Genomic DNA, 26225 nt, shown 5'->3' with positions numbered 1-26225 from the left:
ACGCGGGCCCACCGGCGACGGAGTTGAAGAGGGCGTGACTGTGGACAGGACGGACAAACCCACGAGGACCTCCCCGCGGGGGGCCGCCACGCGCAGCGCCCTGCTTCGGGCGGCGGCCCAGGTCTTCCGGACGGTGGGCTTCGCGAAGGCGGGTGTCAGCGAGGTCGTGTCCGTGGCCGGAGCCAGTGTCGGCAGCCTCTACCACCACTTCGGCGGCAAGGCGGATCTGTATCTGGCGTTGTACGAGGAGTTCCAGGCCCGTCAGCAGGAACGCACCCACGAGGCCGTGGTCGAGGCGCGCAGCGCGGGTGAGAAGGATCCCACACGCCTGATGAACATCGCCGCCCGCGCCTACCTGCTCGGCTGCGTGGAGGAGCGCGAGACCACCCGCCTGTTCTTCAGCGGCGACGGTCCGCCCGGGTTCGATTACCAGCTCCGCGAGCGCCTGACGAGGTGGACCGACCGGAACGTCGCACTGTTCCGCAAGGCCGAGGAGCCGGTCGACGAGGCCCTGTTGATCGTGGTCTCCGGCGCGATGCTCATCGCGGTCGCCGAGGTCGTGCGCCTCGACGACGCCGATGCCCGACGCCTCGCCGACGACATCACCGACCTGTTGGGGACGCTCCAGCCCCGGGCCCACGAGCGGGAGACCGCAGCGAACTGACCGGAGGCTCCGGGTACCCCGGGTCGGAGTCCTCTCCAGCCTGCGGCAAGCTGGAATGTGCCATGAGTGAGTACAGCCGGTCCAGCGCGACCTTCAAGAACTACGCCATCTCCCTCGGGATCATCGTCGGCATCCTGCTGTTGATGTACGTCGTCGTCGCGACCCGCTCGGAGGAGCGCATCCCGACGGTGGAGTACGGGCCGGACGCGGAGACCCTGCGGGCCGAGGCCGACTACCCGGTGACCCTGCCGGCCGAGGACCTCCCGGAAGGGTGGATCCCGACCAGCTCCCACCTGGACATCAACGAGCCGATGGAGTGGAGCCTGGGATTTGCCACCCCGCAGGACAGCCACGTCATGCTCACCCAGAGCGACGACGACCCCGAACACGTGATCGCAGAACGTGTGAAGGACGCGGAACAGGTCGGCGCGGTCAACGCCGGTGACCGCGAGTGGGAGCACTTCGACAACGAGGACGACTGGCGCGCCCTGGTCTCGCAGGAGGACGGCGTCACGCTGATCGTGTCCGGCCCCGCCGACCTCGACGAACTCGCGTACATGGCCGGAGGGCTGCGGACCATGCCCGAGGAGGACACCGGGGAGGGCGAAGGTACCGAGGACGCGGGGAGCACCGAGAGCCCCGACACCGAGGAGACCGCCGACGGGGAGACCGAGCCCTCCGAGCCCTGAACCGTCCCGGACCCGCTGGAGCCGGCCCCGAACACGAGCCGGGGGCCGCCGTGCACCACGGCGGCCCCCGGTCGTGCCGTGGCACCCACCGGTTCCGGGTCCTCGTCCCGGCCCCGGGGGTGCTCTGTCGGTCTCTACTTCTGGGCCTCGGCCTGCTCGGCACGCAGGTCGCGCCGCAGTTCCTTGGGCAGGGAGAAGGTCAGGTTCTCCTCGGCCGTGGTCACCGGGGTGACCGAGCCGTAGCCGAGCCCGGACAGCTTGTCGAGGAGCTCGCGCACGAGGATCTCCGGCACGGAGGCGCCACTGGTCACACCGACCGTGGTGACACCCTCCAGCCAGGACTCGTCCAGGAGCGTGGCGTTGTCGATGAGGTAAGAGGCGTCGGCGCCGGCCTCGAGGGCGACCTCGACCAGGCGCACCGAGTTCGAGGAGTTGTCCGACCCCACGACGATGACCAGCTCGCACTCGGGAGCCATGGCCTTCACGGAGTCCTGGCGGTTCGAGGTGGCGTAGCAGATGTCGTCGCTCGGCGGGTCGAGCAGGTTGGGGAACCGTTCGCGCAGAGCGTCCACGGTCTGGTTGGTCTCGTCCACCGACAGGGTGGTCTGGGAGAGCCAGGAGACGTTGTCCGGGTCGCGCACCTGGACCTTGTCGACCTCCTCGGGGCTCTCCACGATCTGGATGTGCTCGGGCGCCTGGCCGCTGGTGCCCTCGACCTCCTCATGGCCGATGTGGCCGATGAGGACGATGTCGCGGTCCCCCTTGGCGAACCGCTGCGCTTCCTTGTGGACCTTGGTGACGAGCGGGCAGGTCGCGTCGATGGTCTTCAACTGACGCTGGTCGGCCTGTTCGTGTACGGCGGGGGAGACACCGTGGGCGGAGAACACCACGATGGCGCCTTCGGGGACCTCGTCGGTCTCCTCGACGAAGACGGCACCCCGCTCCTCCAGCGTGCGCACCACATGGGTGTTGTGCACGATCTGCTTGCGGACGTAGACGGGAGCGCCGTACTGCTCAAGGGCCTTCTCGACGGTGATGACCGCCCGGTCGACACCGGCGCAGTAACCCCGCGGGTTGGCGAGCAGCACACGGCGTTGGTTCGTGGCAGTCGTCGCACTCATACTTCACATCCTAGGTGGGGTGCGGTGAGGTGGGGGGCTTTCGGGCCTTGTGTGGTATACGGCACCGCGACAGTGGTCGGCCCTTCCCCCACCGTAGGCGCCTTGTGAATGTGACGGGATCGCAACGGGACGTATCCGCTTCCGCAGTGAAGTGTGGGGATCATGCAGCTGTCCCCCCGCTCATGGTGTTCCACCCTCCTCTATCCTGGTTCACCACCACATCCGTCAGAAGGCGGTTCGCACTCAACTCGGCCTTGCCTGGTTTTCTGGAAGCGCGCCGCTGGCCCATCCGCCGAGACCCTCAGGAGCCCCCGCCCTATGTCGAACACGTCGATCGTCACGAAGTTGCTGTCCCTGGTCAAGGGCGCCTTCGGCCGCAAGGACACCGCATCCGACGCGGTCCGGGAGTCGCAGGCCGAGAACAAGGGACCGGCCGCGGAGAACGGCGGCGGGGAGCACAGGACCTCCACCGCGACCATGGAGCAGGCCGCCCCGGCCGAGCAGGCCGAGGAGGCCGCCACCTCCGCCCCTGAGGAGACCGCGGAGGCTGCGGAGGCCCCGAAGGCTGAGAAGCCGGCCCCGGCCGGGACGGCGGGGGAGAAGGCCCCGGCCGAGAAGTCCGCCCCGGCCGAGAAGTCCGCCCCGGCCGAGAAGACCGGGCAGGCCGAGGAGCCGGCTCCGGAGACCGGGACGCCGGCCCCGGCCACCGACGACGTCCCCGAGAAGGCCGCCGCCATCGCCGAGGAACTCGGCGCCAACGACAACCACACCGAGGTCGCCAGCGACGAGGTCCTCGAACGCGTACGCAAGGGGGCCGCCCCCTCCGCCGAGGAACTCGCCGTGCCCACCTACGACGAGCTCACCCTCCCCTCGATCCGCGCGCGCCTGCGCAAGCTCACCGTCGACCAGGTCCGTGACCTGCGCTCCTACGAGGTCGCCCACCAGTCGCGCCCGGAGTTCGTCAAGATGTACGACAACCGCATCGCCAAGCTCCAGGCCGAGGAGAACTAGCGGTTCGAGCGGGCGCCCTCTCCTCCGGCGCCCGCTCCGAAGGCCTTCCCAACCACGAGAGACCCAGACGCTCCACCACACGAAGGGCTGGGCCCCCGCGCAGGTGCACGGTGCATGGTCTGCCGGGCCACAAGAGCCCCAGAGGCCCAACCATGTGAGGGGCCGAGCCCCAGCGCAGGTGCACGGTGCAAGGGCTCCCCTCACCACAAGAAACCCAGAAGCTCAACCACATAAAGGGTTCAGACCCAGCGCAGGTGCACCCACCCCGATCCCGCTCCGAAGGCCTTCCCACCTCCACCTGCGGGCGCGCCTGCGGGCAGAACTGTCGCAGCCTTGTCCTAGGCTGCCGAGACATGGGAATGGAGAGCTCAGCCGAGGCGCCGCAGCCGGTCCGCGTCGTTCTGAACGCCGTCGGCCAGTGGATCGGCCGCCTGGGCCGGATCTGGGTCGAGGGGCAGATCGCCGAACTGAACCGGCGCGGCCGCATGGCCTACATCACCTTGCGCGACCCGGTCGCCAACGTCTCCGCCAACGTCGTGTGCCCCACGGCCGTGCTCGACGCGCAGAGCCCGCCCCCCGAACCGGGCGCACGCGTGGTCGTGCACGCCAAACCCGACTTCTACGAACCCCGCGGCCGTTTCTCCCTGCGGGCCCTGGAGATCCGCCACGTGGGGCTGGGTGAACTCCTGGCCCGCCTGGAACAGCTGCGCCGTACCCTCACCGCCGAGGGCGTCTTCGACCAGGCCCGCAAACGCCCGCTGCCGTTCCTGCCCAACACCGTCGGGCTCGTGTGCGGGCGCGACTCGGCCGCCGAACGTGACGTTCTCGAGAACGGCCGCCGCCGCTGGCCCGCCGTGCGCTTCGAGGTGCGTCCGGCCACTGTCCAGGGCGAACGTGCCGTCCGAGAGGTCGTGGCGGCCCTCCAGGACCTCGACGCCCACCCCGAGGTCGACGTCATCGTCATCGCCCGCGGCGGGGGTTCGCTCGAGGACCTGCTGCCCTTCTCCGACGAGGCCCTGGTGCGTGCGGTGGCCGCTTCCACCACCCCCGTCGTCAGCGCCATCGGCCACGAACAGGACGCACCCCTGCTCGACCACGTCGCCGACGTGCGCGCCTCCACCCCCACGGACGCCGCCAAACGCACCGTGCCCGACGTGGGCGAACAGCTCGAGATCGTGCGCCAGCTCCGCGACCGGGGCCGTCGGGTCGTCCAGGGCGGTCTGGAGCGCGAGTTCTCCTGGCTGCGCAGTGTGCGTTCCCGCCCGGCGCTGGCCGATCCGGTCCGTGAGGTCGACCGGCTCACCGAACAGGTCGTGGAGCTGCGCGACCGCGCCCGGCGCAGCCTCACCGTCTCCTTGGACCGCTCCGCCGACGGCCTCGGCCACACCCGGGCCCGCCTGCACGCGCTCTCGCCCGCCACGACCCTGGCCCGCGGCTACGCGATCGTGCAGCGGGAGGACGGCTCCGTGGTGCGTTCCGCCACCGACCTGCAGGAGGGTGAGGAACTGCGGGTGCGTCTGACCGAGGACAGCCTGCGCGCGAGGGTCACGCAGATCGAGGCCGACGGGGGCGAGGACCCCGCGCCGGCCGGCACAGGGACCACCGGGAGCGGGGACCCCGCACCCGCCGAGACGACCGAGGGGGAGAACCCGTGAGTGAGAGCGCCGAGACGGGCAACGGCACCGCCGCCGAACCGGAGATGAGCTACGAGGAGAGCCGGGAGGAGCTCAACAACGTGGTGCGCCAGTTGGAGTCCGGCGGTCTGAGCCTGAAGGACTCGCTGGCTCTGTGGGAGCGCGGTGAGGAGCTCGCGCGGGTGTGTGAGCAGTGGCTCGAGGGGGCCCGTGCCAAACTGGCCGCCGCGATGGACGAACGTGCGGAGAACGGGGCAGGGGCCGGGGGAGAGGACACCGGTACACCGTTCTGAGCCCGGGCGCTGCGGCCCGGGTCAGCGGCGGCCGTTGAGTTCGTCGCCCAGTTCGCGCAGGTTCCCGGGGAGCCCGCGGAAGACCGCGATGACCAGTACCAGCGCGGTGCCCAGGAACAGCCACGGGGCGACCTCCGCCAGGCGGGAGGCCAGACCGAGCATCAGGACCCGGGTGAAGCCGTCGTTGCCGAGTGCGAGCACGGATTCGGCGCTCACCACGGACACGAAGAACGCGATGGGCGGGCTCACCGACAGCGACAGCAGGTCGGGTGGGCGCACCGTGGCCGCGGTCAGCAGGCAGGCCGCCGTGAAGGCGATGCCCGGGGCCGCGGGCCAGGAGGCCGCGTGCGCGATCATCGTGCCCGCGACGCTGAACAGGACGATGAGGAGTACCCCGCCGCGGCCGGTCAGCCGGAGTGGGCCCGCCGGTGCGCTCGAGGGGCGGGCGGGTCGGGGCGCGGCGCGGCCGGAGCGTTGCTGTGCCTTCTGGGCCACGGCCGTGTGCGTGCCCCGGTCCTCGGAACGTACGAAGTAAGGAGCGTGGCCGGGCTCCGGGTCTTCGTGCCTGCGCGGGGGCATGGCCGTGCGCCTCCCAAATGTGTTACTCACGGCGTTCAGTGTGTCACTTCTCGTGAGAGTTCGGTGTCTTTTCCGGGGATCGTGTTGTCCTTTTGTCCCCTTGTCCCTTCCGGGGCGAACGCGCCTTCTGAACCTTGGACCGCAGCTTCGTCCCTCCGGGTTCTGGAAGTTTTCCGGCGAGTTCCGGTGAACTGGGGAGAGAGATGCTGAGAGCGGGAAAAAGGTGCATTCAGGTCATGCCGGTGTTCCCATTGTGAGCGTGCTGAATACTCTCCGCGGAGAACCTTTCCGACGGCCCCCGGCCTGAGCCGCCGCTCTCCGTGTTCTCACGGAACGCGCCACCACCCGCCCCTGAGTCGGATCGCTCCTGGTCAGCGAGGTCGGCGTCCCCGGCCAGCTCCGGGGACGACAGCGCCCGCGGGCTCTCCCGAACCCCCGAGGGGCGTTCCAGATCACCCTCGACCAGACCCAGCTCCTCGAACCGCCGCGCCGTCACCAGCACCCGGTTCTCCAACGATCCCACCGTCCGGTTGTAGGCCGCCACCGTCCGGTCCAACGCCCGGCCCAGACCGTCCACGTGCCCGCCCAGGATCGACAACCGCTGGTGCAACTGCTTGCCCAGGTCGAAGATCTCACGGGCGTTCTCGCTCAACGCCTCCTGCTGCCACGCGTACTGGGCGGTGCGCAGCAACGAGATCAGCGTCGTGGGGGTGGCGATGTGGACCCGGCGCGCCATCGCGTGCTCCAACAACCCCGGGTCCTGCTCCAACGCCGGGGCCAGGAACGCCTCACCCGGGATGAAGAGCACCACGAACTCCGGGGCAGGGGTGAACGAGGCCCAGTACGACTTGCCCGCGAGCTGGTCCACATGGGTGCGCAGCTGCTTGGCGTGCGCACGCAACTGCGTGTCCCGGTCGGTCTCCTGCCCCGACTCGACCGCGTCCAGGTAGGCCGACAGCGGGACCTTGGCGTCCACGACGATGTTCTTGCCCCCGACCAGGCGCACCACCATGTCCGGCCGCTGCGACCCGTCCGGGGTGCTCGCCTGCTCGTCGAAGTCGCAGTGCGAGGCCATGCCGGCCAGCTCCGCGACCCGGCGCAGCTGCACCTCGCCCCACCGGCCGCGGGCTTCCGGGCGGCGCAGAGCCGTCACCAGCGAGCGGGTCTGATCGCGCAGCCGGTCCGATCCCTCGCGCACCAGTTCCACCTGTTTGGCCAGTTCCGCGTGGGCCGCCGCCCGACCCGAGTCGGCCTCCCGCATCCGGCGCTCGACCCGCAACAGGGTCTCGGTGATCGGCTCGACCATCCGCTCCACCGCACGGCGCCGCTCGTCCAGGTCCCCGCCGGCCTCGGCGTTGACCGCACGCAACCGGCCCTCCGCCAGCTCCAGGAACTGTTGGTTGTTCTGGTCCAGGGCCTGTACCGACATGGCCCTGAACCGTTCGGCCAGCTGTTCCTCCATGTATTCGGCACGTCCCCGGGCCGCTTCCGCATCGGCGCGTGACCCGGCGTCGCGCGAGCGCGCGAGCGCCCACCCCAGGGCAGTACCGACGGCCAGACCGATCAGGAGCGTGAGCAAGAGTGCGAGACCGTCCATGGCGTCCCATGGTCGCAGCCCCGGCCCCGATCCCGTCGGCGGACGCGGGTACCGCTCCGGTGGCCCGACGCGCACCTCCGGGGCCGGTCCGCGGTCAGTTCTGGGAACCGGGCCGCATCGCCGGCAGGCAGCGGCCCAGCGCGGACCGCCAGGCCAGAACCGAGGCCCAGTACGCCGGGGAAGCCTCGTGCGGGGCGAGCAGCCACATACGCTCCCAGGAGGGCGACTCCGGGGCGTCGATACGGCTACGCGGGGACGGGGGCACTTCTTCGCATACCGGGTACCACCAGTACCCGAGGGGCTCCAGCAGTGCCATGAGCCGTTCCTCCAACCCCCGGTCCGGACGCACCTTGACCAGCACCCACGGCCGGTGGCGGCGCAGCACCTCCAACGCCCCTGCGACCACGTCCGGCTCGGTGCCCGCCGTGTCGACCGTGATCACACGCGGGTGTACGGCGGCCCCCTCGGCCCACCGGGACAGGGACACGACCGGGACCCGGACGTGGGCGAGGCCTGCCCGGCCCGCCCCCGGGACCGTCGCGTTGCACATGTCGTTGTACGGGGAACGGCGCAGGAGGGCCGTCCCGTTGTAGTTGCCGACGGCCGTGCCCACCACCGTGAACCCCAGGCCGCAGGTGCCGGAGACCGTACGGGCCGCGGAGGCCGCCTCCGGGGTCGGCTCGAACGCGAAGACCGCCCGGCGGGACCGGGCCGCCGCCAACGCCGCGTAGACACCCACGCCCGCCCCGACGTCGAGTACCGCACCCGGTTCCGCGTGCTCGACCGCCGCCAGGAAACACGACAGGCTCGCCGGTTCGTGCTGGGCCAGCCCGAACCTCTCCAGCCGGCGCGGCACCGTGAGGTCGCCCGGCAGCTCCAGCTCCGTCCGGTCCGGGCCCGCCGCCGACCCCTCCTCCGTGCGCGGCAGCTCCAGGGGGAAGCGGCGTATCCACGGCGAGAGCCGCTCCGGGGCCAGCCCGCCCAACCTCCGCGGCAGACGGGTCCGCAGACGCTGCGTGGCAAAACGCACGATCGGATAGCGGCGCACGAGCGCACGCAGTTGGTCGGTGACCACAGGTGTTCCCCCCAGAAACGGTGCCGCGGTCGGGGAACCGGGCCCGCACCGGCGACCGTGTCTCCCCTCCACGGCCCGGGAGCGGCGGCACACGGCCCACCGCCCCGTCGGTGTCGCACCCCTCACGGACCCGGACTGCGGCCCGCGAGCCCCTCCCCCCGTTCGCGGCTGTGCCTCGACAACACGTACCGAACCTACTGTGCGGGGTCGCCGGTGCGCATGCGATCAGGGGGATCGTGCACGCTTTCCGACCACGACGGATCGGTGGCCCCCTACGGCCGCATAGACTCGGGTCCTGTGAGTCTGACAATCGGGATCGTCGGCCTGCCCAACGTCGGCAAGTCCACCCTCTTCAACGCATTGACCAAGAACGACGCTCTGGCCGCGAACTACCCGTTCGCCACCATCGAGCCCAACGTCGGGGTCGTGGGTGTGCCCGATGCCCGGCTCGGCACACTGGCGGGGATCTTCGGCTCGGCCAAGCTCATCCCCGCCACGGTCGACTTCGTCGACATCGCCGGCATCGTGCGCGGCGCCTCCACGGGTGAGGGGCTCGGCAACAAGTTCCTCGCCAACATCCGCGAGAGCGACGCCATCTGCCAGGTCATCCGGGCTTTCGACGACCCGGACGTCACCCACGTCGACGGTGACATCGAGCCGTCCCGCGACATCGAGACCATCAACACCGAGCTGATCCTGGCCGACCTGCAGACCCTGGAGAAGGCCGTCCCGCGCCTGGAGAAGGAAGCCAAGCGCAACGCCAAGGACAAGGCCGCCCAGGAGACGCTGCAGGCCGCCCGCGACGCGCAGGAGGCCCTCGACCGGGGCACCTCGCTCTCCGTTGCCGAGGGGGTGGACACCGACCGGCTGCGTGAGCTCAACCTGCTCACCGTCAAGCCGTTCATCTACGTGTTCAACCTCGACAGCGAGGAGCTCGCCGACGAGAAGCTGCGCACCCGCCTGCAGGAACTCGTGGCGCCCTCCGAGGCGATCTTCCTCGACGCCAAGATCGAGGCCGAGCTCGCCGAACTCGAGGAGGACGAGGCCCAGGAGCTGTTGGAGTCGCTCGGCCAGACCGAGTCCGGCCTCGCCCAGCTCGCCCGTGTCGGGTTCAACACCCTGGGCCTGCAGACCTACCTGACCGCCGGGCCCAAGGAGGCCCGCGCCTGGACGATCAAGCAGGGCGCCACCGCCCCCGAGGCCGCCGGGGTCATCCACAGCGACTTCCAGCGCGGCTTCATCAAGGCCGAGGTGGTCTCCTTCGACGATCTCGTGTCGGGCGGCGACATGCAGACCGCGCGCTCGGCGGGCAAGGTCCGCATCGAGGGCAAGGAGTACGTGATGTCCGACGGCGACGTCGTGGAGTTCCGCTTCAACGTGTGAGTGCCGAGGGCACGGGCCGGTGCCGCGTCACCTCTCGTGCGGCCCGTGGCCGTCCCTCCTGCAGGGAAGCCACGGGCGTGCGCACGGCACGGTAACGGGGCGGCTCCGCCATGCGTGGGATGGGGACGGACCGATCTCCCGCTCACCGGTTTTCAGGAGATTTTTTGAGAATCCCGTTGGTACAGGTGGACGCCTTCGCGGAGTCGCTCTTCGAAGGCAACCCGGCAGCCGTGATGCTCCTGGAGCACTGGTTCCCGGACGCGGTGCTGCAACAGCTCGCGCTCGAGAACAACCTCTCCGAGACTGCGTTCCTGGTCGTCCACGATGCTGACGGCGGTCCCGCACCAGGTCCCGGCCTGCCGGTGTATGAGCTGCGCTGGTTCACTCCGGCCACCGAGGTCGACCTCTGCGGCCACGCAACGCTGGGGGCCTCGTCCTACTTGTTCGACGACGTCCACCCCGATGCCGACACCCTCCAGTTCTCGACCCGCAGCGGCCGGCTGACCGTGAAGCGATCCGCGGAGGGCCTGCTCACCATGGACTTCCCGGCCGAGACCCCGACCCCGGTCGAGGTGGATCCGCTGATCGCGGACGCACTCGGCGCCGAAGTGCTGGAGGCACATCGGGCAACCGATCTGATCTACACGGTCGAGAACGCCGAGACCGTTCGGGGGCTTGCTCCCGACCTGGCAGTCCTGGCTTCGCTACCTGTACGCGGTGTCGCCGTCACCGCGCCGGGTGACAGTGCAGGGTTCGATTTCGTCTCTCGCTGGTTCGGCGCACAGGCCGGCGTCCCCGAGGACCCGGTCACCGGTTCCGCCCACTGCCAGCTGGCTCCCTTGTGGGCAGCGCGCTCGGGGAAGAGCGAGATGACGGCCCGCCAGATGTCGGCCCGTGGAGGGACAGTCGTGATTCGCCTGCGGGAGGAGCGTGCATTGCTGTCCGGGCGGTGCGTTCGGTACCTCGAAGGAACGGTCCTGTTGTCCGAGTGACGTCTGACCAGTCGGCCGTTGCCGTCCACGTGTCGTTCGGCACACCGGAGCCGCTCTCGGGCCGGGGATCGGCACGGCGAGCAGTTGGCGCTGGAAGTCGGCGGAGTCCGGACTGTCCCGGCCATCGTCGTGAGGTCCACGCTCTGAGGGAGCCAGAGCCTGTAGCCCTCTGGCCACGATGAGCACGGCGACGGCATCGTCGATGCCGGTGATGTCCCTTCAACAGCCTGAAAGGGGTGGAGTTCCGCCTCGGCGTGTAGCGCTGCCGGTGAGACCGCTCCCGTGCCACCGGCCCGAAGCGTGCGCCCGGGACCGGCCCCCGGGGTAGCGCCGGGGGCTGTGATATCCAGCAGGAAACAGGTGGCCGGTGCGGCGAGGAGAGCTGAGCGGGGTGGCCGACCTCCCCGCCCGGGAACCGTAGCGCCGGACCACACGGGGGCCGGCGCAGCTCCCGAACCGGATGCTGCGCCGGAACTTTCCCGGGAACATTGACCTCTCTGCCGTATCTCCGCGGGTGAAGCGGGACGCGAGCAGGAAAAGGGAGCCGTCCGGGCAGAGGCACACAGATGCGGACCCGGCCTCCCCTGTGCAAAGAAAACGGTGCAGCATGTCCGTCCCACTGAGTGTTCTCGACCTCGTCTCCATCCCCGAGGGCTCGACGGCCCGTGAAGCCATCGCTTCGTCGATGTCGGCGGCGAAGACGGCCGACCGGCTCGGCTACACGCGACTGTGGTTCGCGGAGCACCACAACACGGCGAACCTGGCCGCCAGTGCCACGGGGCAGCTCATCGGCCATGCCGCATCGGCCACCGAACGGATCCGTGTGGGGTCGGGCGGGGTCATGCTGCCCAACCACGCCCCGCTCATGGTGGCCGAGGAGTACGGCACGCTGGCCAACATCCACGGTGACCGGATCGATCTCGGTCTGGGCCGCGCACCGGGCACCGACATGATGACCGCCCGCGCACTGAGCCGTTCCTCGGCCGAGCCGCAGGAGTTCGCGCAGAACATCTACGACCTGCAGGGCTGGTTCAGCGAGGGGACCGCCCGGAGCATGCAGATCGCCTCGGCGGTCTCCGCGGGCACGGAGGTCCCCATCTGGGTGCTCGGGTCGACCGTCAACGGCGCCTCGATCGCCGGTCAGCTCGGACTGCCGTTCTCCGTCGCCTCGCACTTCGCGCCCGACCAGCTCGACGACGCGATCAGGATCTACCGGAGCAGCTTCACCGCCGACGCGCCGACGGCGCAGATCGACGAGCCCTACGTCCTGGCCGGCATCAACGTCATGGTGGCCGACAGCGACGCCGAGGCCGAGCGCGAATTCACCTCGGTGGGCCAGATGTTCGCGGACGTCTCACGCGGCCGGTCCCGCAGGATCCAGCCGCCGGTCGACCCGGCCGAGGCACGGGGCCTCGACAACCCGATGCTCAGCATCAAGGCGGTCGGTTCTCCGCAGACCGCCGTGCGGCAGTTGGCGGAGTTCGTCGAGCGCACGGGTGCCGATGAGCTCATCACCACCACCTACGCCTACGACCCGGCCGTCCGGGAACGCTCGCTCCGGCTGCTGGCCGAGAACTGGTTCTGAGCGTGCAGCGCACGGGTTGAACGCCGTCCCGGCGGCCGTGGCCGGTCCCGGCTCGGGGCCGGCCGCCGCGGGGCCGGCATCCGGTGCGGCTTCCTCAGGGCCGAGCGGTCTCCTCCGGTGACGCCGTGGAGCTCCGGCAACCCTGATTCGGAAGCGGATCTCTCGCCCCGGCAGACCCATATTGCTATCATGGTTGATATCAACGTGGGGAGGTGGTCGACATGGCATCCATCGTCGTCAGAGGTCTCGACGAGTCGGTGAAGCAGCGCTTGGCGGCGCAGGCCCGGGAGCACGGCCGCTCGATGGAGGCCGAAGTGCGTGACATCCTCACGCAGGCGTCAGCGCGCCCGCACATCGGTCTCGCGCTCCTGGAGGCCGCTCGTGCGTCCGGCGGCACCGGGGAGTTGCCGGTCCCGGAGCGTTCGGACGAGGCCCGATCGGTGGACTTCGGATGATCGTGCTCGACACGAACGTCGTCTCCGAGCTCTTCCGCCCTCACCCTGAGCCGCGCGTCGTCGCATGGTTGGAAGCGCTCACGGATGACGTCGCCATCACCACGATCACGTTGGCGGAGCTGCTTGCCGGCGTTCGCAGACTGCCCGGCGGGCGGCGCAGGGAGGACCTGGAGGCGGCGATCGACGGCGCGGTCCGGCCCTACCGGGACACCCGTTCCCTGCTCGCCTTCGACGAGGAAGCGGCCGCGGAGTACGCCGAGGTTCTCCTCGCGCGCGAGCGCGCGGGGCTGCCCATCGCCACGGCTGATGCGCAGATCGCGTCGATCTGCAGACTCCATCGTGCTGTGTGCGCGACCCGGAACACGAAGGACTTCACCCGGACCGGCGTCGAGCTGGTCGACCCCTGGCTCGCTCCGTGAGGAGAGGCGACTCGGAACTTCCGCGGTGACAGTGCACGGGCTGAACGCCGTCCCGGCGGCCGTGGCCGGTCCCGGCTCGGGACCGGCCGCCGCGGGGCGGCTTCATCAGGGCCGAGTGCTCTCCTCCGGCGACGCCGTGTCGGCCGAGGGCATGCAGGCCGCGCGTTCGTCGGGCAGGGGCCCACCGGGGGCAAGGGGTACGTGTTCTCCGACGGCGGCGTCGTGGGGTTCCGCTTCGACGTGTGGGATCACGTCGAGAGCCCCGCAGCAGTGGAGTGGCCTGTGGCTTCCGACCGGAAGGTCGATGCCGGCCAGGTGAACTCCCCGTCCTTGCCGTAGGAGTCACGGCGGGCCGCGTACGCCAGGGCGGCATGTTCCCGGGCGTCGTCACCGATCAGCACCCGCAGCGGGTGGTCGGGGTCGGACAGGTGTGCGATCAGTGCCTCGGCCGCCAGGCTCGGATCGGCGTCCGTCGGCGACGCGTCGGGGTCGGCGTCCGGCCACGGGACCTCCGGGGTGCCGAACATGCTTGAGCGGAGCTCGTCGTATTCGGTCTTCGGGGCGGCGAACGGCATGCTCTTCCCGGCCCAGTCGGTCGCGAATCCGCCGAGTTGGGCGATGGTCAGCCGGATCCCGAACTGCGCGACCTCGGCGGCCAGCGCCTCGCTGAACCCTTCGAGTGCCCACTTGCTCGCGTTGTACAGTCCGAACGTCGGCATGGCACCGATGGCGCCGACCGTCGAGATCTGCACGATCTCGCCGCCGCCGTTCGCGCGCAAGTGCGGGACCGCTGCGCGGGAGACCCACATCGCGCCGAACAGGTTCAGGTCGAAGTGGTCGCGGGCCTGCTGCTCGCCGACCTCCTCGAGGGCGCCGACGAAGCCGGCGCCCGCGTTGTTGACGACGATGTCGAGGCCGCCGAAAGTTTGCGCTGCGTCCTCGACGGCGGCGGTGACCGCCGTGGCGTCACGGACGTCGAGCAGGAGCTCGTGGGCCGAGTCCGGGTGTGCCTCCTGCAGTTCCTTCATCGCTCCGGGACTGCGGACCGTTCCGACGACGCGGTCGCCCTGCGCAAGGGCGGCCCCGGCGAACGCACGACCGAGGCCACGGCCCACTCCGGTGACGAGCCAGGTGCGAGGCGGGCGTGATGTCTCAGCCATGCGCTGAACCTTTCCGACGAGACGATGTGTCTCGCAAGCGTGGCGTACGGCCTGTGCATTGTCAAGACGGGCCGTCTCGCCTCGCTCTGTTGCGGCCCGAACGCACGGCCCTGCGCCTGAGAGATCCGCATCTTCCGGGGCCGGACCCGGGAACCTCCCGCCGTAGCGGGCGGGCCCGTCGGGGCCACACCCCGGCCCCGCCCCGTCCTCGACGGCAGCAGGTACGGCAGTACGCGAATTCTCCGGACGATTTCCGCGCGGGATGTCGAGAACGTGTCCGGGGCTCCGTCTCCACGGTGAATGCGGTCACAATGGTCCGCAACGAGGGGAAGGAAGAACCGATGCCCAAGTACCTGCTGCTCAAGCACTACCGCGGCGGCAAGGCGCCGCTCAACGACGTTCCCGGCGACCGGTGGACGGAATCCGAGTGGGAGGCGCACGTCGCGTACATGGACGACTTCGCTGACCGCCTGCGGGACTCGGGGGAGTTCGTGGCCAGCGCCGCCCTCTCGATGGACGGGGAATGGGTCCGCTACGACGGGGAGGGACGGCCACCGGTGACGGACGGGCCGTTCGCCGAGACGAAGGACCTCGTCGCCGGGTGGATGCTCATCGACGTCGACTCCTACGAGCGCGCCCTCGCCCTCGCCTCCGACCTGTCGGCGGCACCGGGGGCCGGCGGGAACCCGTTGGGCGAATGGCTCGAGGTCCGACCCGTGATGGAGCCGGCGCCCACCGTGACCGAGTGAGGGACGGGAGCGGGAAGTGTGGCGGGAGGGAGAACCGATGGACGGTACCGGCCTCCGTGAACGGATCCCCCACGTGGTGAACACGCTGGTCAGAAGGGGGCTGTCGTTCGCTGCGGCCGAGGACGCCGTCCAGTCCGCGCTGGTGCGGGCCGTGGAGGTGTGGCCCCACGACCCGCCCCGCAACCCGACGGGGTGGCTGATCACCACTGCGTGGCGCGCCTTCCTCGACCAGGTACGCAGCGACGAGTCGCGTGCCCTGCGGGAGGAACGCAATGCCATGGAACCGCGGCCGGGGGCCGCCCCTTCCCGGGACGACACCCTGTGGCTGTACTTCCTCTGCGCACACCCGGCCCTCACACCCGGTTCGGCGATCGCCCTGACGCTGCGTGCCGTGGGCGGGCTCACCACACGGCAGATCGCGGAGGCCTACCTGGTGCCGGAGGCGACGATGGCCCAGCGGATCAGCCGCGCCAAGCAGCGGATCGCCGACCGCGGACTGGACCGGCCCGGGTCCGTGACTACCGTGCTGCGGGTGCTCTACCTCCTCTTCAACGAGGGGTACTCCGGCGACATCGACCTGGCGGCGGAGGCGGTCCGGCTCACCCGGCAGCTCGCTTCACGGATCGACGAGCCCGAGGTGAGCGGACTGCTCGCCCTCATGCTGCTGCACCACGCACGCCGCGAGGCGCGCACGGGCGCCGGGGGCCGCCTGGTGCCGCTCTCCGAGCAGGACCGCAGGCTGTGGGACACGGCCCTCATCAGGGAAGGGATCGACATCCTGCAGGAGGCACTGGCCCGCGACCGACGGGGCGAGTACCAGGTCCAGGCGGCGATCGCCGCGTTGCACGCGGACGCACCGAGTACGGAGGAGACGGACTGGCCGCAGATCGTGGAGTGGTACGACGAGCTCGTGGAACTGACCGGGTCCGACGTCGTGCGGCTCAACCGTGCCGTCGCGCTGGGCGAGGCCGAGGGTCCCCGAACGGGGGCGGCAGCTCTGATCGGGATCGACACGGCCACGCCGCGGTACGCCGCGGTGTCGGCGCACCTGCACGAGCGCGCGGGGGACCTGGACCTCGCCGCACTCGCGTACACCGAGGCGGCGCGGCGCGCCACGTCCGAGGCCGAACGGGTCCACCTGGAGCGCCGGGCCGTGCGACTGCGCGGCGCCGACGGGTGAGGGGTTCGAAGGGAGGGACAGCTGCCATGGGGCCTGCGAAAACGCACACCGCCGTACCGGACACCGTGCAGAACGGCCGTCCGATCGGCCGTCGAGCTCACTTTCCACGCCGTGTCGGTGAGGGGGAGAACCCGGAGGAGTCCTCCGCCGTCTCATTTTCCGAGCCGCAACTCCATGCAGTGACGATGAGTGAGGTGTTCGTACTCATGCGAACGACATCCGAATCGGCGACCACTGTGCCGTTACCGCCTCTGTGCACGGGCACGCCCGTGCTCCTGCGCACGCGCCGCGAGAGTGCCCTTCCGGCCGACGGCCCCGGAACAGTCCGATGACGGCCGCACCGGGCCCGTCGACACGGGCGACACCGGACGGAACGGTCCGTGCTGTGCGAACCGCGTGTGTGGCCGCGTGCGCGGCCACCGCGGTGGCCTTCGCACTGCTCGGGATGTCGGGCGGGCAGGACCCGGTCGCCATGCCGACCGCGCCACGCCTGGTGGCCGCCGTTGCCGCGGCAGCCACGGCCGTACTCGTGCTCCTGCCCCCGGGTGAGCGGGGAGGCCTCCGGGCCGGGGCGGTCCTGGGGGCCGCCGCGGTGATGCTCTCCGGCAGTCTCCTGGCGATCCCCCACACCGTCCTGATGGTCATCGTCCGGGTGAGCCAACAGTTCACGGGAGGCAGCGGCCCCTTCGCCGTGGAACCGTCGTGGTCGGCCACGCTCGTTCACGGGCTGAACGTCGTCGCCACGGCCCTGGTCGCACTGTGGCTCGTGGTCGACCACCGCAGACGCAACGACCGCTGTCTGCGCTGCGGGAGAATCTCCGCGACGCCGCCGCCCGCAGGGTCCCGCGGGCGCCTGTGGTGGCCCGCTCTCGTCGCGGTCGCCGGCGCTCTGCCGTACGGGCTGCTCAAACTGGCCTGGAGCCTGGGGTCGGGTGTCGGCCTCACCGGGGACGGGTTCGCGCAGGTCACCGCGGCTTCCCCGGGGTTCGGGGACACGGTCGTCCTCACCGGGTTCTCGATCGTGGTCTGCCTGGTGATGGGTGCGGGGCTCGGGAAGGGCGTGGTGCGTTGGGCGCTCACGGCGGTCGGCGCCGGCGGGGCCCTCATGCTCCTGCCCGTGGGGCTCACGGCCGCGGCGCAGTTCGTCACGGTCCTGTGGGGCGGTGCGTCGATCGACGACTCGGAGATCGCCCCCTGGGCCTTCGGGCTGGTGTACGGAAGCTTCCTCGTCTGGGGCGTGGCGTTCGCGTGGCTCACGGTCGCCTACTGGCGTGCGACGAGGCCGTACTGCCGGGCACATTCGACGGAGAGCGCCGTGTGGTGAACGCCCGTTCCCGAGTCGGCCGGACCGTTCCCGCGCCGGAGGGTCGACCAGTCGGACCGGGAAAAGAGAAGAGGGAAGAGATGACAGAAGCACCCACCCCGTTCGAGGTGTTCGAGCCGGGAACCTACCTGCACGGGACGAAGGCCGTCCTGGAGCCGGGGGAGCTGCTCGTGCCCGGCCGTACGTCGAACTACGACGCGGACAGGAGGCTGCGCCACGTCTACGTCACCCAGACGCTGGACGCAGCTGCCTATGGCGCGGAGCTGGCCCAGGGGGAGGGACCGGGGCACGTCTACGTCGTGGAACCGACCGGTGAACTCGAGGACGACCCCAACGTCACCGACATGAGGTTCCCGGGCAACCCGACCCGGTCCTACCGCACTCGCGAACCCGTGCGGGTGGTCAGGGAACTGGAGGGGTGGACCGGACACAGTCCAGAGACCGTGCAGGCCATGCGTGAGGGCCTGGCCGAACTCCGCCGGAAAGGGGAAGCCGTGATCCTGGACTGAGGTGACCGGGCCCACCCGTCGGCCCGTGACGCCCGCCCCGATCCCCGGGGCATCGGGCGTCACGGGCCGACGCGCATCAGGTCCGGTCGCTGCCTGAGTTCGCCTGTACCGAGGAAGCGGTGGACTCGTCGGCCTCGGCCTGCCTGTTCTCCTTGATGAAGAACGCCCCCACGAGGCCCAGGGCCGCGATGATGCCGGCGACGAGGAAGGCGACGTTCACGCCGTGGACGAGTCCTTGCATGCCGTACTCCGCCGGGTCCTTGGCGGCCCCGGTCATGACGGTGACCAGGATCGCCGTCCCGACGGAAGCGGCGATCTGGCGCATGGTGTTGTTCAGCGCCGTGCCGTGGGGGATCAACCGCTGCGGGAGCTGGTTGAGTGCCGCCGTGGTCACCGGCATGATGATCATCGCCGTGCCCAGCATGCGCACGGTGTTGACCGCCGCAATGTAGACGAAGGACGTCTCCGTGGTCAGGACCGCGAGCATGAAGGTCATCGCGCTGAGCAGGGTGAACCCGACGACGGCGAGCCACCTGGCCCCGAACTTGTCGTAGATGATCCCGGTCACCGGGGACATCAGACCCATGAGCGCGGCACCGGGCAGGAGCGCCAGGCCCGCTTCCATCGCCGAATAATCACTCATGTTCTGCATGAACAGCGGAATCATGATCATCCCGCCGATCATCGAGATGAACACGCACATGCCCAGCGTGGTGTTGAGCGCGAACATCGGGTTCTTGAGGACCCGGAACTCGAGGATCGGGTCGTCCAGCTTCAACTGCCGCCAGACGAACAGCACGAGCACGACGGCGCCGATACCCAACGACAGGCTCACCTGCGGGCTGGACCAACCGGTGTTCCCCCCGGAGCTGAAACCGTAGAGGAGGCCGCCGAAGGCGAACGAGGACATGATGATCGAGAGGACGTCCAGACGTGGGAAGGTCCGCTCGGTGACGTTCGTGAGAATGAAATAGCCGATGACCATGGCGGTCACGGAGATCGGCAGCATCATCAGGAACAGGGTCTGCCACGGGTAGTTGTCCACGATCCAGCCGGACAGGCTCGGGCCGATCGCGGGAGCGAAAGCGATGACGAGGCCGAACGTCCCCATCGCGGTACCGCGCTTGTGGCGCGGGAAGATCGCGAACAGGATGGTCTGCATGAGGGGAATGATGATCCCACCACCGGAGGCCTGAACGACCCGTCCGGTGAGCAGCACGGCGAACGTGGGAGCCACCGCACACAGGACCGTACCGACGGAGAACAACCCCAACGCGGTCAGGAACAGCGTGCGTGTGGTGAATTTCTGGATGAGGAACGCCGTGGTCGGGATCATGATCCCATTGACCAGCATGAAGATCGTCGTCACCCATTGCGCCGAGTTCGCGGTGATCCCGAAGTCCCGCATGAATGCGGGCAGGGCCGTGTTCAGAAGCGTCTGGTTGAGGATGATGACGAAGGCGCCCAGGACCAGAACTGATAATACGATGTTGCGGTTGGCTGGTGCTTGCTTCGGGGTTTCCTCGGCCGCTCTCTCCGGGGTCTCCGGTTCCTGAGCGGCGGAGGAGGTCCCCGTGGTTCTCTTCGCCAAACGAATCGCCTTTCCAAGCATGGACCCCGGGCGGCTCGCACCACCAGAGGCTCTTCCGGTCTTTCGGTGACCCCGAGGTCTTCCGACGGCCCTGTCGGGCCCCAGGTCGTGGGTCGATCGGGGTCGCGCGATCTCCCCGTGCGCCTCAGGCCCCCAGAGGCCCGCAGTAGCGCTGTGTTCAGCTCCCGGGCGGGACGGGATCGTGTTGTCCGGTGAGCGGTCCTGCTCGGGCCCGCCCCGCCGACCGGCCCCGCACCTGCCGCCGCGGCGACAGCGGGCGCTTCCGTGTCGGGTTCCGCCGTGCCGGGTCGCACCACACCCGGGGCGCGGTGGCAACTCGTCCATCGACGGACAGCGAGTGATCGGTGCGGTTCAGTCCTGGCTCCGGACCCTCGACGGCCCGTGAGTCATCCCGGGTAAGCATTGTTTACCCCCAGAGTATCGCCTTTGGGCCACCGTGTTCGAAACGGCCGGAGCGTCCGTTCCGAACAGGGCCCGGTCCCTGGTGGGAGAGGTTCTGCCCCTGTGGCGCCGGCTCCCGGAGGCTCTTCGTCCCCTCCAACAGGGCCTACCCCGGAGTGACCGGCACCGATCCTGTGGCAGTGGGGTTCCTCTCCTCGCGGCCGCCGGCCGTGACCGGCGGTACGCCACGGGAACGGCCGGGGCCGGGGGCGCAGGGGCAGGGGCGGTGCCGGGCGCGCTGGGGCGGTCCGGAGTTTCTCTGTTTCCGGGGCACGTCTGTGTGCGCAGCGGTACGATCACCCTGTGCAGCGTCGCGGACACGATGGTCGTCGGCCTCTCCCCGCGTGCCTGCGTCCCGGGACCGGGCCGTGTCCCTCACCCCTCCGACGGGCACGGACCCCTCGCGGATCGTCCCGCGGGGCCTCGACCCCGGGGCCGGGCACTCTTTTCGGGGGCGGGGACGCCGGTGGCCACCGCGCACGCCGCACCGCGCCCGCCTGCGTGTGTCGCTCACGCAGGCGGGCGCCGACAGCCCACTCGGGCTCCCTGCCCGGGGCGGGCAACCAGGGCTCCGGCAAAGTCGGGTGAGGCAGGTCCTGACCAGGAACCACGGGCAACAACACGGGCATGCCCTGCAGCCAGGGAAGATGGAGGTTCCTACGCCTTGCATCGCCCGAACCGGAGCACGCCCGCTTGTCCTCATCATTCCAGGTCCCCGCCGCCAGGACCAACGCCGCATCGGACCACGCCCACCTGCTGAACCTGTTGGACCATCTTCCGGACCCGCGCTCGCGGCGTGGTGTGCGCCAGGGGGCCGCGGCCCTGGTCGCCGTTGCGGTCGCTGCCATGGCCGCGGGGATGCGGGGCTTCACCGCGATCGGCCAATGGGTCGCCGGAGCCGATGCACACGTGCTCACTGAGCTGGGCCTGGACCGGCCGGCCGGCCGAGGAATCGACCTTCCGTCGGCTCTTCGCCGGTCTGGACGCGGGCCGGCCCGACCAGATCCTGGGCCTGTGGGCCACCACCAGAGCAGGAACGGTCCAGGGCCGCCGGGTGATCGCTGTGGACGGCAAAAGTGTGCGCGGGGCCCGCGAACCGGGCGGCCGGGTGGCTCCCCACCTGGTCGCTGCGCTGGACGCGGCTACCGGTCTGGTCCTGGGCCAGGAGCAGGCCCACAGTCAGGGCGGCGAGACCGGTGCGGCCTGCGACCTGTTGGCTGTGCTCGATGTGTCCGGTGCGGTGGTCACGATGGATGCCCTGCACGCCCAGCACACCACCGCCGAACAGGTCCTGGAGCAGGGCGGTGACTACGTGTTGACCATCAAGGCCAACCAGCCCACCCTGTTCGGTCAGTTGAAGAAGCTGCCCTGGAAGGATGTGGCTGCCACGCGGCGCACCGAGCGGTCCCACGGGCGCAGGATCAAGGTCGTGGACGTGCCTGGATGGATCGAGTTCCCCGGTGCGGCGCAGGTCGCCCAGCTGCGCCGCACCACGACCCGCAACGGGAAGAAGACCGTCGAGGTCGTGTACCTGCTCACCAGCGCGGATGCTCGCGCAGCCCGGCCACAGGTCCTGGCCGCGTGGGTCCAGTCGCATGGGCACATCGAGAACCGTTTGCACTGGGTACGCGATGTCACCTTCGGTGAGGACGCCTGCCGGATCAGGCGTGGGGCAGCGCCCCGGGTGATGGCATCGCTGCGGGGGTTGGTGATCGGTCTGCTGCGCTTGGCCGGATGGGACAACATCGCTGCGGGTCTACGGCACCATGCCAGAAGAGATCACCAGGTCATAGGCCTCTTGGACGGGTAACCAACAGACTTTGCCGGAGCCCTGTACCTGGGGCTCCGTTCTTTTGTCAGTCGATCGGAGAATAATGCCTTTATGTCTCATCTGTGTCCAGGTGTCCGGATAGGCCATTCATAGTCTGAGATCACCTCGCTCCAGCGGATTTGTCTCACATCATGGGTCGCAAGTGTGACCTACTTGACATTATTCAGATAGGGTGATTAGTTGTCACAAGACGTTCCCAAGCGGAACCTTCCAGGGTAAAATGATGGATTCCCTCACGAACTCGCACAACGCCCTCGACGAATTGCGCCAGCTTTCTCAACAGGGGAACCTCTCCTCCGAAGAGAAGCAGGGACTCGATGCATTCATCGCGTGTGTAGCCCCTCATCTGATGGAGGGGGCTACTGAGACGTTTCTCGGTAAGATTGCCATGGTGGCATTCGATGAGAGTGACATTGACCCGTCGGCCTCTGCTGACGAGCTTCTTGACAAGCTGAGCGATCAGTTCGACGTTGAGATTGAGCCGGCTGTCTGATCAGTCGTCGAGAATAACAACTGCTTGCGGGCGGGAGGGTGGTTAGTAACCCACACCCTCCCGCCCGTCTCGCTTGAAGGAGATCCAGGTGAATTTACCACAGGATTCCAGACGGATCATTATCAGTGAGCCTTTCCGGGTAACGGTTGGTGACCGTGGGTGAGAATTGGTCAGGTGGTGCGGCCGTGTTCGAGCTGGAGCAGGACCAGTGCGGCCTGGGTGATCGCGCCGATACGCCACGGGTCGAGACTGATCCGGCGTAGGGCCTTGAAGGTGGTCTTGAGCAGGGAGTTGGCACGCTCGGCGATGCCGTGCACTCCCCGGATGAGCTGGTTGTAGGCCTTCTGGTCACCGGTCAGCTCTTGGCCCGCGGGTTTCTTGGCGGGGTGGCGCAGGGCGGGGCTGAGGTTGAGGTAGCCCAGGTCGGTGAGGGTGAGCAGGTCCTGCTCGGTCGCGGCTCTCTCCAACGCGGGCAGCAGGTCGGCCTCGGCTTTTGCGCAGGTGGTGTCGTGCTCACGCCCGGGACGTACGCCGGAGGTCCACAGCGGCCACCCGTCCGGGGCCGAGAGCACTTGGATGTTGCCGCCGTGGTGTCTGTGCTTGCCCGACCACCAAAGGTCGGCTCTGCCTGGTCCGGGGGTGCTCACCCGGTCGGTGCGCAGCACTGTGCCGTCCAGATTCAGGTGGCCGGCTCCGGACTGGTGGGCCCGGGCCAGGGCCTGTTCCAGGTCCGGGGCCCGGGCGGCCAGGAGGTCGATGCCCTCGTGCAGGTAGGTGTAGACGGTGCTTTGACTGATGGCGTTGTCGGTGGCCAGTTGGGCGGGGCGGGTGGCGTTGAGGAACCAGCGGATGACGAGGACGGCCTGGTTGAAGGGGCCCAGCGCACGGGTGCCGGTGCGGGTACCAAGGGCGTGTCGGTGGGCGGCCAGCAGGCGCGAGAGGAACTCCACGGTCTCGCGGTCGGCGTCGAGCACGCAGGTGTAGGTAACATCGGTAGACAAGCGAAGCCTCTGGTGATCGGTGTTTCTGTGGTAAGACCACCTTTACCAGGGGCTTTGCTGCTGTCCGGGGCCGGGTTGGGCTCGGCCGCCGCGGACTCTTGCCACCCGTGTTGTCACCGTGCGTGAGCGATGCTTGCCCGAAAAGGCTCAGTGGTGTGATGCATCGATTTGCTGAGTCATTCTATGATTTGGCTCTTCCGCTGATTATCCTGTCTGTCACTGGATCGCCGGTCGCAATGGCGGCCACATTCATCGCTGGCTATTTAGCTGAAATGGTGGCTAGCCCGGTCGCCGGAAAAGTTGTTGGACGAGTAGGCAGAAAACACTTATTGCTTACTTTGGTCTCTGTGGAGATCCTTGCAACGCTCTCACTGTCAGGGCAGGCTTATCTGGGGCTGTTGAGTACCCTATCTATTGTTGCGCATGCTGCAATAATAGATTTTGCGCTCAGGATCTATCTAATCGCTGACATCGAGTATATCCCCATAGCTACTCCTAAGAAACTTCTACCTCGAGCCAACAGCTGGATTCAGGCGGGCACGTCTCTGAGTCAAGTGCTGGGGCCGGCAGCTGCGGGAGGAGCTCTAGCTCTCATGTCTCCGCCCGCCGTTCTCCTGGGGTCTGCTGGAGTGTTTCTGGTCCTATGCGTTGTACTCTCGCGGATAAAAGAGCGGAGGGGGTGCGATGAGATACCTTCCGTTTCTAACGGTTCACTCAAAAATAATACGTTTCGCGATGCATGGGAATACCTGTCACTCACTCATCCGACTGCAAAGCTGTTGTTCATATGGAAGGGTGTAAACGACGCTCTTCTTGCAGGGCCCATGCTCTTTTTGGTGTATCTATTTACCGAGTTGAATGGTGTCTCCTCAGGTATTTATGGATGGGTCGCTGCATTTATGGCCCTCGGAGGGCTGATTGCAGGAGTGGTAGTAAGCCTTGCCATGCGCACGATGAATGTTGTTAGTATTTTCTTCACGTCAAGCATGGGGATTGGTGTTGCGATTGCGATTCTGGCGTGGTATCCAGGACTTATAGCGGCAGCATCAGCGAGTGTTCTGCTTATGGCCTCAGTGGTATTTGGGGGGCGCGCCTGGATTGTGCATTTTCAATCATTTGTAGACTCCAGCTACCTTGGGAGAATTATCGCGCTGTCACAACTCGCGGCATCCATCACCGGGGTAATGGGGTGCGTCCTGTTTGCCTCTGCTCGTTCGGAGTACATGTTTTCGTTGCTTCTTCTGATTGTGGCGGTGTCGTGTTTGTCTGCAGCTATTATTGGCCTGTTCATTTCGGTGCGCTGGGCTCGTCGCGAGAAAATAATAGGATTGTCGTGAAATAAAATAATCGAACAAGACTGTGAAAAGCGGGTCTTCCCGCATTTGAAGCAACGTCTGGTGCCTTTGTCAGGTTCTGTATTGAGGTGAACCCAGTGACTTTGATCCGAACTGAGAGCGATAAACTAGGCAAATCAGAACCATGGGCAGGAATGCCCGTTCCGCATACATAGGCGTGGAGCCCCAGGTAGAACGCGAGGTGTCTAATCTCCGCCGGGCTACCGTGAAAGGCTCCACGTGGTTACCTATACTGCCACCCTCGACGTTCCCAGGGAAGTCGTCTACTTCCTCTCCCAGCTCCTGGCCACCGAGCGCAAGCTCCGCGGTACCCGCAAGAAGACCCGCGCCCTGACCTGCTTCAAGCAGGCTCTGATGGCCCTGCGCCACTTCCGCGACGGGACCGACCCCCAGTCCCTGGCCCGCGACCACGGCATCGGCCGCTCCACCGCCTACCGCTACATCGACGCGGCCATCGACGTCCTCGTCCTCTGGGCCCCCGACCTGCAGCACACGCTGGCCGACGCCCGCGAGCACAGCCTGCCCCACCTGGTACTCGACGGCATCGTGATCAACACCGACCGCTGCTCGGAAAAGACCACCAGCGCCCAAGGGGAGTCGATCGACCTCTGGTACTCGGGCAAGGCCCACCAGGACGGCGGCAACCTCCAAGCCCTCATGGACCCGACCGGGTTCCCGCTCTTTGTCAGCGAGGTCGAGCCCGGCTCCGTGCACGATCTGACTGCGGCCCGCACCCATGTGCTCGGTGCGCTTTACGCTGTGGCCTCCCTCGGGTTGCCCACACTGGCCGACCTGGGCTATCAGGGTGCGGGGATCGGCGTGGTCACCCCGTTCAAGCGACCCGAGGCCGGCTTCTGCCCGGCCCCGGACAACCGGGTGTTCAACCGGGCCCAGCGTGCCCTTCGCTGTCTGGGCGAACGCGGGTTCGCGCTTCTCACGCGGCGTTGGCGGCTCCCGCAGCATGTCACTGCCGGCCCCAGCAAGATCGGAGACATCGCCAAGGCCGCTCTCGTTCTCACACACTTCGAGCACGGACACCTGAAATGAAACTCGCTGGGATCACCTCAATGTCG

25 protein-coding genes are annotated in these 26225 nt (G+C 68.5%); 18 read left to right on the top strand and 7 right to left on the bottom strand.

The features are described from left to right. Nucleotides 1-40: 40 nt before the first annotated feature. A complete protein-coding gene (locus D456_RS0113325) occupies nucleotides 41-664 on the top strand; it encodes a TetR/AcrR family transcriptional regulator (RefSeq protein WP_017576681.1) in 624 nt (207 codons plus the stop codon). Between the two features lie 62 nt (nucleotides 665-726). After that, complete coding sequence (locus D456_RS0113320) at nucleotides 727-1353, top strand: DUF4245 domain-containing protein (RefSeq protein WP_017576680.1); 627 nt, start codon at nucleotides 727-729, stop codon at nucleotides 1351-1353. A 134-nt stretch (nucleotides 1354-1487) separates the two neighbouring features. Here the strand turns inward: D456_RS0113320 and D456_RS0113315 are convergent, their stop codons facing one another. Continuing rightward, nucleotides 1488-2474 (bottom strand): 4-hydroxy-3-methylbut-2-enyl diphosphate reductase, encoded by a 987-nt coding sequence (locus tag D456_RS0113315; protein ID WP_083904582.1) that lies wholly within the window; start codon nucleotides 2472-2474, stop codon nucleotides 1488-1490. A 318-nt stretch (nucleotides 2475-2792) separates the two neighbouring features. On the opposite strand from D456_RS0113315, the gene D456_RS0113310 reads away from it, so the two are divergent. The 3 genes from D456_RS0113310 to D456_RS0113300 all read left to right on the top strand — a co-directional run bounded on the left by D456_RS0113310 (nucleotide 2793) and on the right by D456_RS0113300 (nucleotide 5412). Beyond that, nucleotides 2793-3485, top strand: a complete 693-nt coding sequence (locus D456_RS0113310; protein WP_017576678.1) for a hypothetical protein — start codon at nucleotides 2793-2795, stop codon at nucleotides 3483-3485. Between the two features lie 353 nt (nucleotides 3486-3838). Next, nucleotides 3839-5140: an exodeoxyribonuclease VII large subunit gene (gene xseA / locus D456_RS0113305; RefSeq protein ID WP_230480153.1), complete on the top strand. Its 1302-nt coding sequence runs from the start codon at nucleotides 3839-3841 to the stop codon at nucleotides 5138-5140. Then, nucleotides 5137-5412, top strand: a complete 276-nt coding sequence (locus D456_RS0113300; RefSeq protein WP_017576676.1) for an exodeoxyribonuclease VII small subunit — start codon at nucleotides 5137-5139, stop codon at nucleotides 5410-5412. The genes xseA and D456_RS0113300 overlap by 4 nt, the downstream gene beginning before the upstream one ends. A 21-nt stretch (nucleotides 5413-5433) precedes the next feature. Here the strand turns inward: D456_RS0113300 and D456_RS0113295 are convergent, their stop codons facing one another. The 3 genes from D456_RS0113295 to D456_RS0113285 all read right to left on the bottom strand — a co-directional run bounded on the left by D456_RS0113295 (nucleotide 5434) and on the right by D456_RS0113285 (nucleotide 8663). Further along, entirely contained in the window at nucleotides 5434-5991 is a 558-nt protein-coding gene (locus D456_RS0113295; protein ID WP_017576675.1) for a DUF6542 domain-containing protein, read from the bottom strand. Nucleotides 5992-6220: 229 nt separating this feature from the next. Continuing rightward, entirely contained in the window at nucleotides 6221-7588 is a 1368-nt protein-coding gene (locus D456_RS0113290; protein ID WP_017576674.1) for a DNA recombination protein RmuC, read from the bottom strand. Nucleotides 7589-7682: 94 nt separating this feature from the next. Then, nucleotides 7683-8663, bottom strand: a complete 981-nt coding sequence (locus D456_RS0113285) for an FkbM family methyltransferase (protein WP_017576673.1) — start codon at nucleotides 8661-8663, stop codon at nucleotides 7683-7685. A 297-nt stretch (nucleotides 8664-8960) separates the two neighbouring features. On the opposite strand from D456_RS0113285, the gene ychF reads away from it, so the two are divergent. From ychF to D456_RS0113260, 5 genes are all read left to right on the top strand, one after another. Next, nucleotides 8961-10046, top strand: a complete 1086-nt coding sequence (ychF, locus tag D456_RS0113280) for a redox-regulated ATPase YchF (protein ID WP_017576672.1) — start codon at nucleotides 8961-8963, stop codon at nucleotides 10044-10046. A 164-nt stretch (nucleotides 10047-10210) separates the two neighbouring features. Beyond that, the gene (locus D456_RS0113275) at nucleotides 10211-11038 is read left to right on the top strand and encodes a PhzF family phenazine biosynthesis protein (RefSeq protein ID WP_026115833.1); all 828 of its coding nucleotides are present in this window, start codon (nucleotides 10211-10213) and stop codon (nucleotides 11036-11038) included. 607 nt (nucleotides 11039-11645) lie between these two features. Next, nucleotides 11646-12623, top strand: coding sequence for an LLM class flavin-dependent oxidoreductase (locus tag D456_RS0113270; protein WP_017576670.1), 978 nt, complete (start codon nucleotides 11646-11648; stop codon nucleotides 12621-12623). Between the two features lie 221 nt (nucleotides 12624-12844). After that, on the top strand, nucleotides 12845-13078 hold the full coding sequence (locus tag D456_RS0113265) for a FitA-like ribbon-helix-helix domain-containing protein (RefSeq protein ID WP_026115832.1): 234 nt from the start codon (nucleotides 12845-12847) through the stop codon (nucleotides 13076-13078). Further along, nucleotides 13075-13497, top strand: coding sequence for a type II toxin-antitoxin system VapC family toxin (locus D456_RS0113260; RefSeq protein WP_017576668.1), 423 nt, complete (start codon nucleotides 13075-13077; stop codon nucleotides 13495-13497). The genes D456_RS0113265 and D456_RS0113260 overlap by 4 nt, the downstream gene beginning before the upstream one ends. Nucleotides 13498-13745: 248 nt before the next feature. Here the strand turns inward: D456_RS0113260 and D456_RS24170 are convergent, their stop codons facing one another. Next, nucleotides 13746-14657 (bottom strand): SDR family NAD(P)-dependent oxidoreductase, encoded by a 912-nt coding sequence (locus tag D456_RS24170; RefSeq protein ID WP_083904581.1) that lies wholly within the window; start codon nucleotides 14655-14657, stop codon nucleotides 13746-13748. A 341-nt stretch (nucleotides 14658-14998) separates the two neighbouring features. Here D456_RS24170 and D456_RS0113250 point away from each other — a divergent pair, with 341 nt between their 5' ends. The 4 genes from D456_RS0113250 (at nucleotide 14999) to arr (ending at nucleotide 18419) form a co-directional block, all read left to right on the top strand. Next, nucleotides 14999-15406, top strand: coding sequence for a YciI family protein (locus D456_RS0113250; protein ID WP_026115831.1), 408 nt, complete (start codon nucleotides 14999-15001; stop codon nucleotides 15404-15406). 37 nt (nucleotides 15407-15443) lie between these two features. Beyond that, complete coding sequence (locus tag D456_RS0113245) at nucleotides 15444-16586, top strand: RNA polymerase sigma factor (protein WP_017576665.1); 1143 nt, start codon at nucleotides 15444-15446, stop codon at nucleotides 16584-16586. Nucleotides 16587-16971: 385 nt separating this feature from the next. Next, nucleotides 16972-17910 carry a hypothetical protein gene (locus D456_RS0113240; RefSeq protein WP_152442569.1) on the top strand — a complete coding sequence of 313 codons (939 nt, stop codon included), beginning with the start codon at nucleotides 16972-16974 and terminating at the stop codon, nucleotides 17908-17910. Between the two features lie 80 nt (nucleotides 17911-17990). Continuing rightward, entirely contained in the window at nucleotides 17991-18419 is a 429-nt protein-coding gene (gene arr, locus D456_RS0113235) for an NAD(+)--rifampin ADP-ribosyltransferase (RefSeq protein WP_017576663.1), read from the top strand. 76 nt (nucleotides 18420-18495) lie between these two features. On the opposite strand, the gene D456_RS0113230 is transcribed toward arr, so the two are convergent. Beyond that, complete coding sequence (locus D456_RS0113230; protein WP_017576662.1) at nucleotides 18496-20010, bottom strand: MDR family MFS transporter; 1515 nt, start codon at nucleotides 20008-20010, stop codon at nucleotides 18496-18498. Between the two features lie 1363 nt (nucleotides 20011-21373). Here D456_RS0113230 and D456_RS24165 point away from each other — a divergent pair. Then, the gene (locus D456_RS24165; protein ID WP_017576661.1) at nucleotides 21374-22282 is read left to right on the top strand and encodes an ISAs1 family transposase; all 909 of its coding nucleotides are present in this window, start codon (nucleotides 21374-21376) and stop codon (nucleotides 22280-22282) included. A 244-nt stretch (nucleotides 22283-22526) separates the two neighbouring features. Beyond that, nucleotides 22527-22796, top strand: coding sequence for a hypothetical protein (locus D456_RS0113220; RefSeq protein ID WP_152442568.1), 270 nt, complete (start codon nucleotides 22527-22529; stop codon nucleotides 22794-22796). Nucleotides 22797-22966: 170 nt separating this feature from the next. Here D456_RS0113220 and D456_RS0113215 read toward each other — a convergent pair whose 3' ends face one another. Then, nucleotides 22967-23797 carry an HARBI1 family protein gene (locus tag D456_RS0113215; RefSeq protein ID WP_040699272.1) on the bottom strand — a complete coding sequence of 277 codons (831 nt, stop codon included), beginning with the start codon at nucleotides 23795-23797 and terminating at the stop codon, nucleotides 22967-22969. A 122-nt stretch (nucleotides 23798-23919) separates the two neighbouring features. Between D456_RS0113215 and D456_RS25655 the strand changes: the two genes are divergently transcribed. After that, on the top strand, nucleotides 23920-25134 hold the full coding sequence (locus D456_RS25655; RefSeq protein ID WP_152442567.1) for an MFS transporter: 1215 nt from the start codon (nucleotides 23920-23922) through the stop codon (nucleotides 25132-25134). A gap of 237 nt (nucleotides 25135-25371) precedes the next feature. Further along, entirely contained in the window at nucleotides 25372-26199 is an 828-nt protein-coding gene (locus D456_RS0113210) for an IS5/IS1182 family transposase (protein ID WP_017576658.1), read from the top strand. The last annotated feature ends 26 nt before the right edge of the window (nucleotides 26200-26225 follow it).

Origin of the sequence: Nocardiopsis kunsanensis DSM 44524, from assembly GCF_000340965.1 — a bacterium.
Taxonomy (GTDB): Bacteria; Actinomycetota; Actinomycetes; order Streptosporangiales; family Streptosporangiaceae; genus Nocardiopsis; species Nocardiopsis kunsanensis.
The sequence above is the reverse complement of the archived record's forward strand: the minus strand, read 5'-3'. Positions and strand labels throughout refer to the sequence as shown.

Excerpts from the sequence above, each read along its gene's own strand:
- D456_RS0113320 (WP_017576680.1), top strand. The coding sequence starts at position 727 with ATGAGTGAGTACAGCCGGTCCAGCGCGACCTTCAAGAACTACGCCATC.
- D456_RS0113315 (WP_083904582.1), bottom strand. The coding sequence starts at position 2,474 with ATGAGTGCGACGACTGCCACGAACCAACGCCGTGTGCTGCTCGCCAAC.
- D456_RS0113310 (WP_017576678.1), top strand. The coding sequence starts at position 2,793 with ATGTCGAACACGTCGATCGTCACGAAGTTGCTGTCCCTGGTCAAGGGC.
- xseA (WP_230480153.1), top strand. The coding sequence starts at position 3,839 with ATGGGAATGGAGAGCTCAGCCGAGGCGCCGCAGCCGGTCCGCGTCGTT.
- D456_RS0113295 (WP_017576675.1), bottom strand. The coding sequence starts at position 5,991 with ATGCCCCCGCGCAGGCACGAAGACCCGGAGCCCGGCCACGCTCCTTAC.
- D456_RS0113290 (WP_017576674.1), bottom strand. The coding sequence starts at position 7,588 with ATGGACGGTCTCGCACTCTTGCTCACGCTCCTGATCGGTCTGGCCGTC.
- D456_RS0113270 (WP_017576670.1), top strand. The coding sequence starts at position 11,646 with ATGTCCGTCCCACTGAGTGTTCTCGACCTCGTCTCCATCCCCGAGGGC.
- D456_RS0113265 (WP_026115832.1), top strand. The coding sequence starts at position 12,845 with ATGGCATCCATCGTCGTCAGAGGTCTCGACGAGTCGGTGAAGCAGCGC.
- D456_RS0113260 (WP_017576668.1), top strand. The coding sequence starts at position 13,075 with ATGATCGTGCTCGACACGAACGTCGTCTCCGAGCTCTTCCGCCCTCAC.
- D456_RS24170 (WP_083904581.1), bottom strand. The coding sequence starts at position 14,657 with ATGGCTGAGACATCACGCCCGCCTCGCACCTGGCTCGTCACCGGAGTG.
- D456_RS0113250 (WP_026115831.1), top strand. The coding sequence starts at position 14,999 with ATGCCCAAGTACCTGCTGCTCAAGCACTACCGCGGCGGCAAGGCGCCG.
- D456_RS0113245 (WP_017576665.1), top strand. The coding sequence starts at position 15,444 with ATGGACGGTACCGGCCTCCGTGAACGGATCCCCCACGTGGTGAACACG.
- arr (WP_017576663.1), top strand. The coding sequence starts at position 17,991 with ATGACAGAAGCACCCACCCCGTTCGAGGTGTTCGAGCCGGGAACCTAC.
- D456_RS24165 (WP_017576661.1), top strand. The coding sequence starts at position 21,374 with ATGCACACGTGCTCACTGAGCTGGGCCTGGACCGGCCGGCCGGCCGAG.
- D456_RS0113220 (WP_152442568.1), top strand. The coding sequence starts at position 22,527 with ATGGATTCCCTCACGAACTCGCACAACGCCCTCGACGAATTGCGCCAG.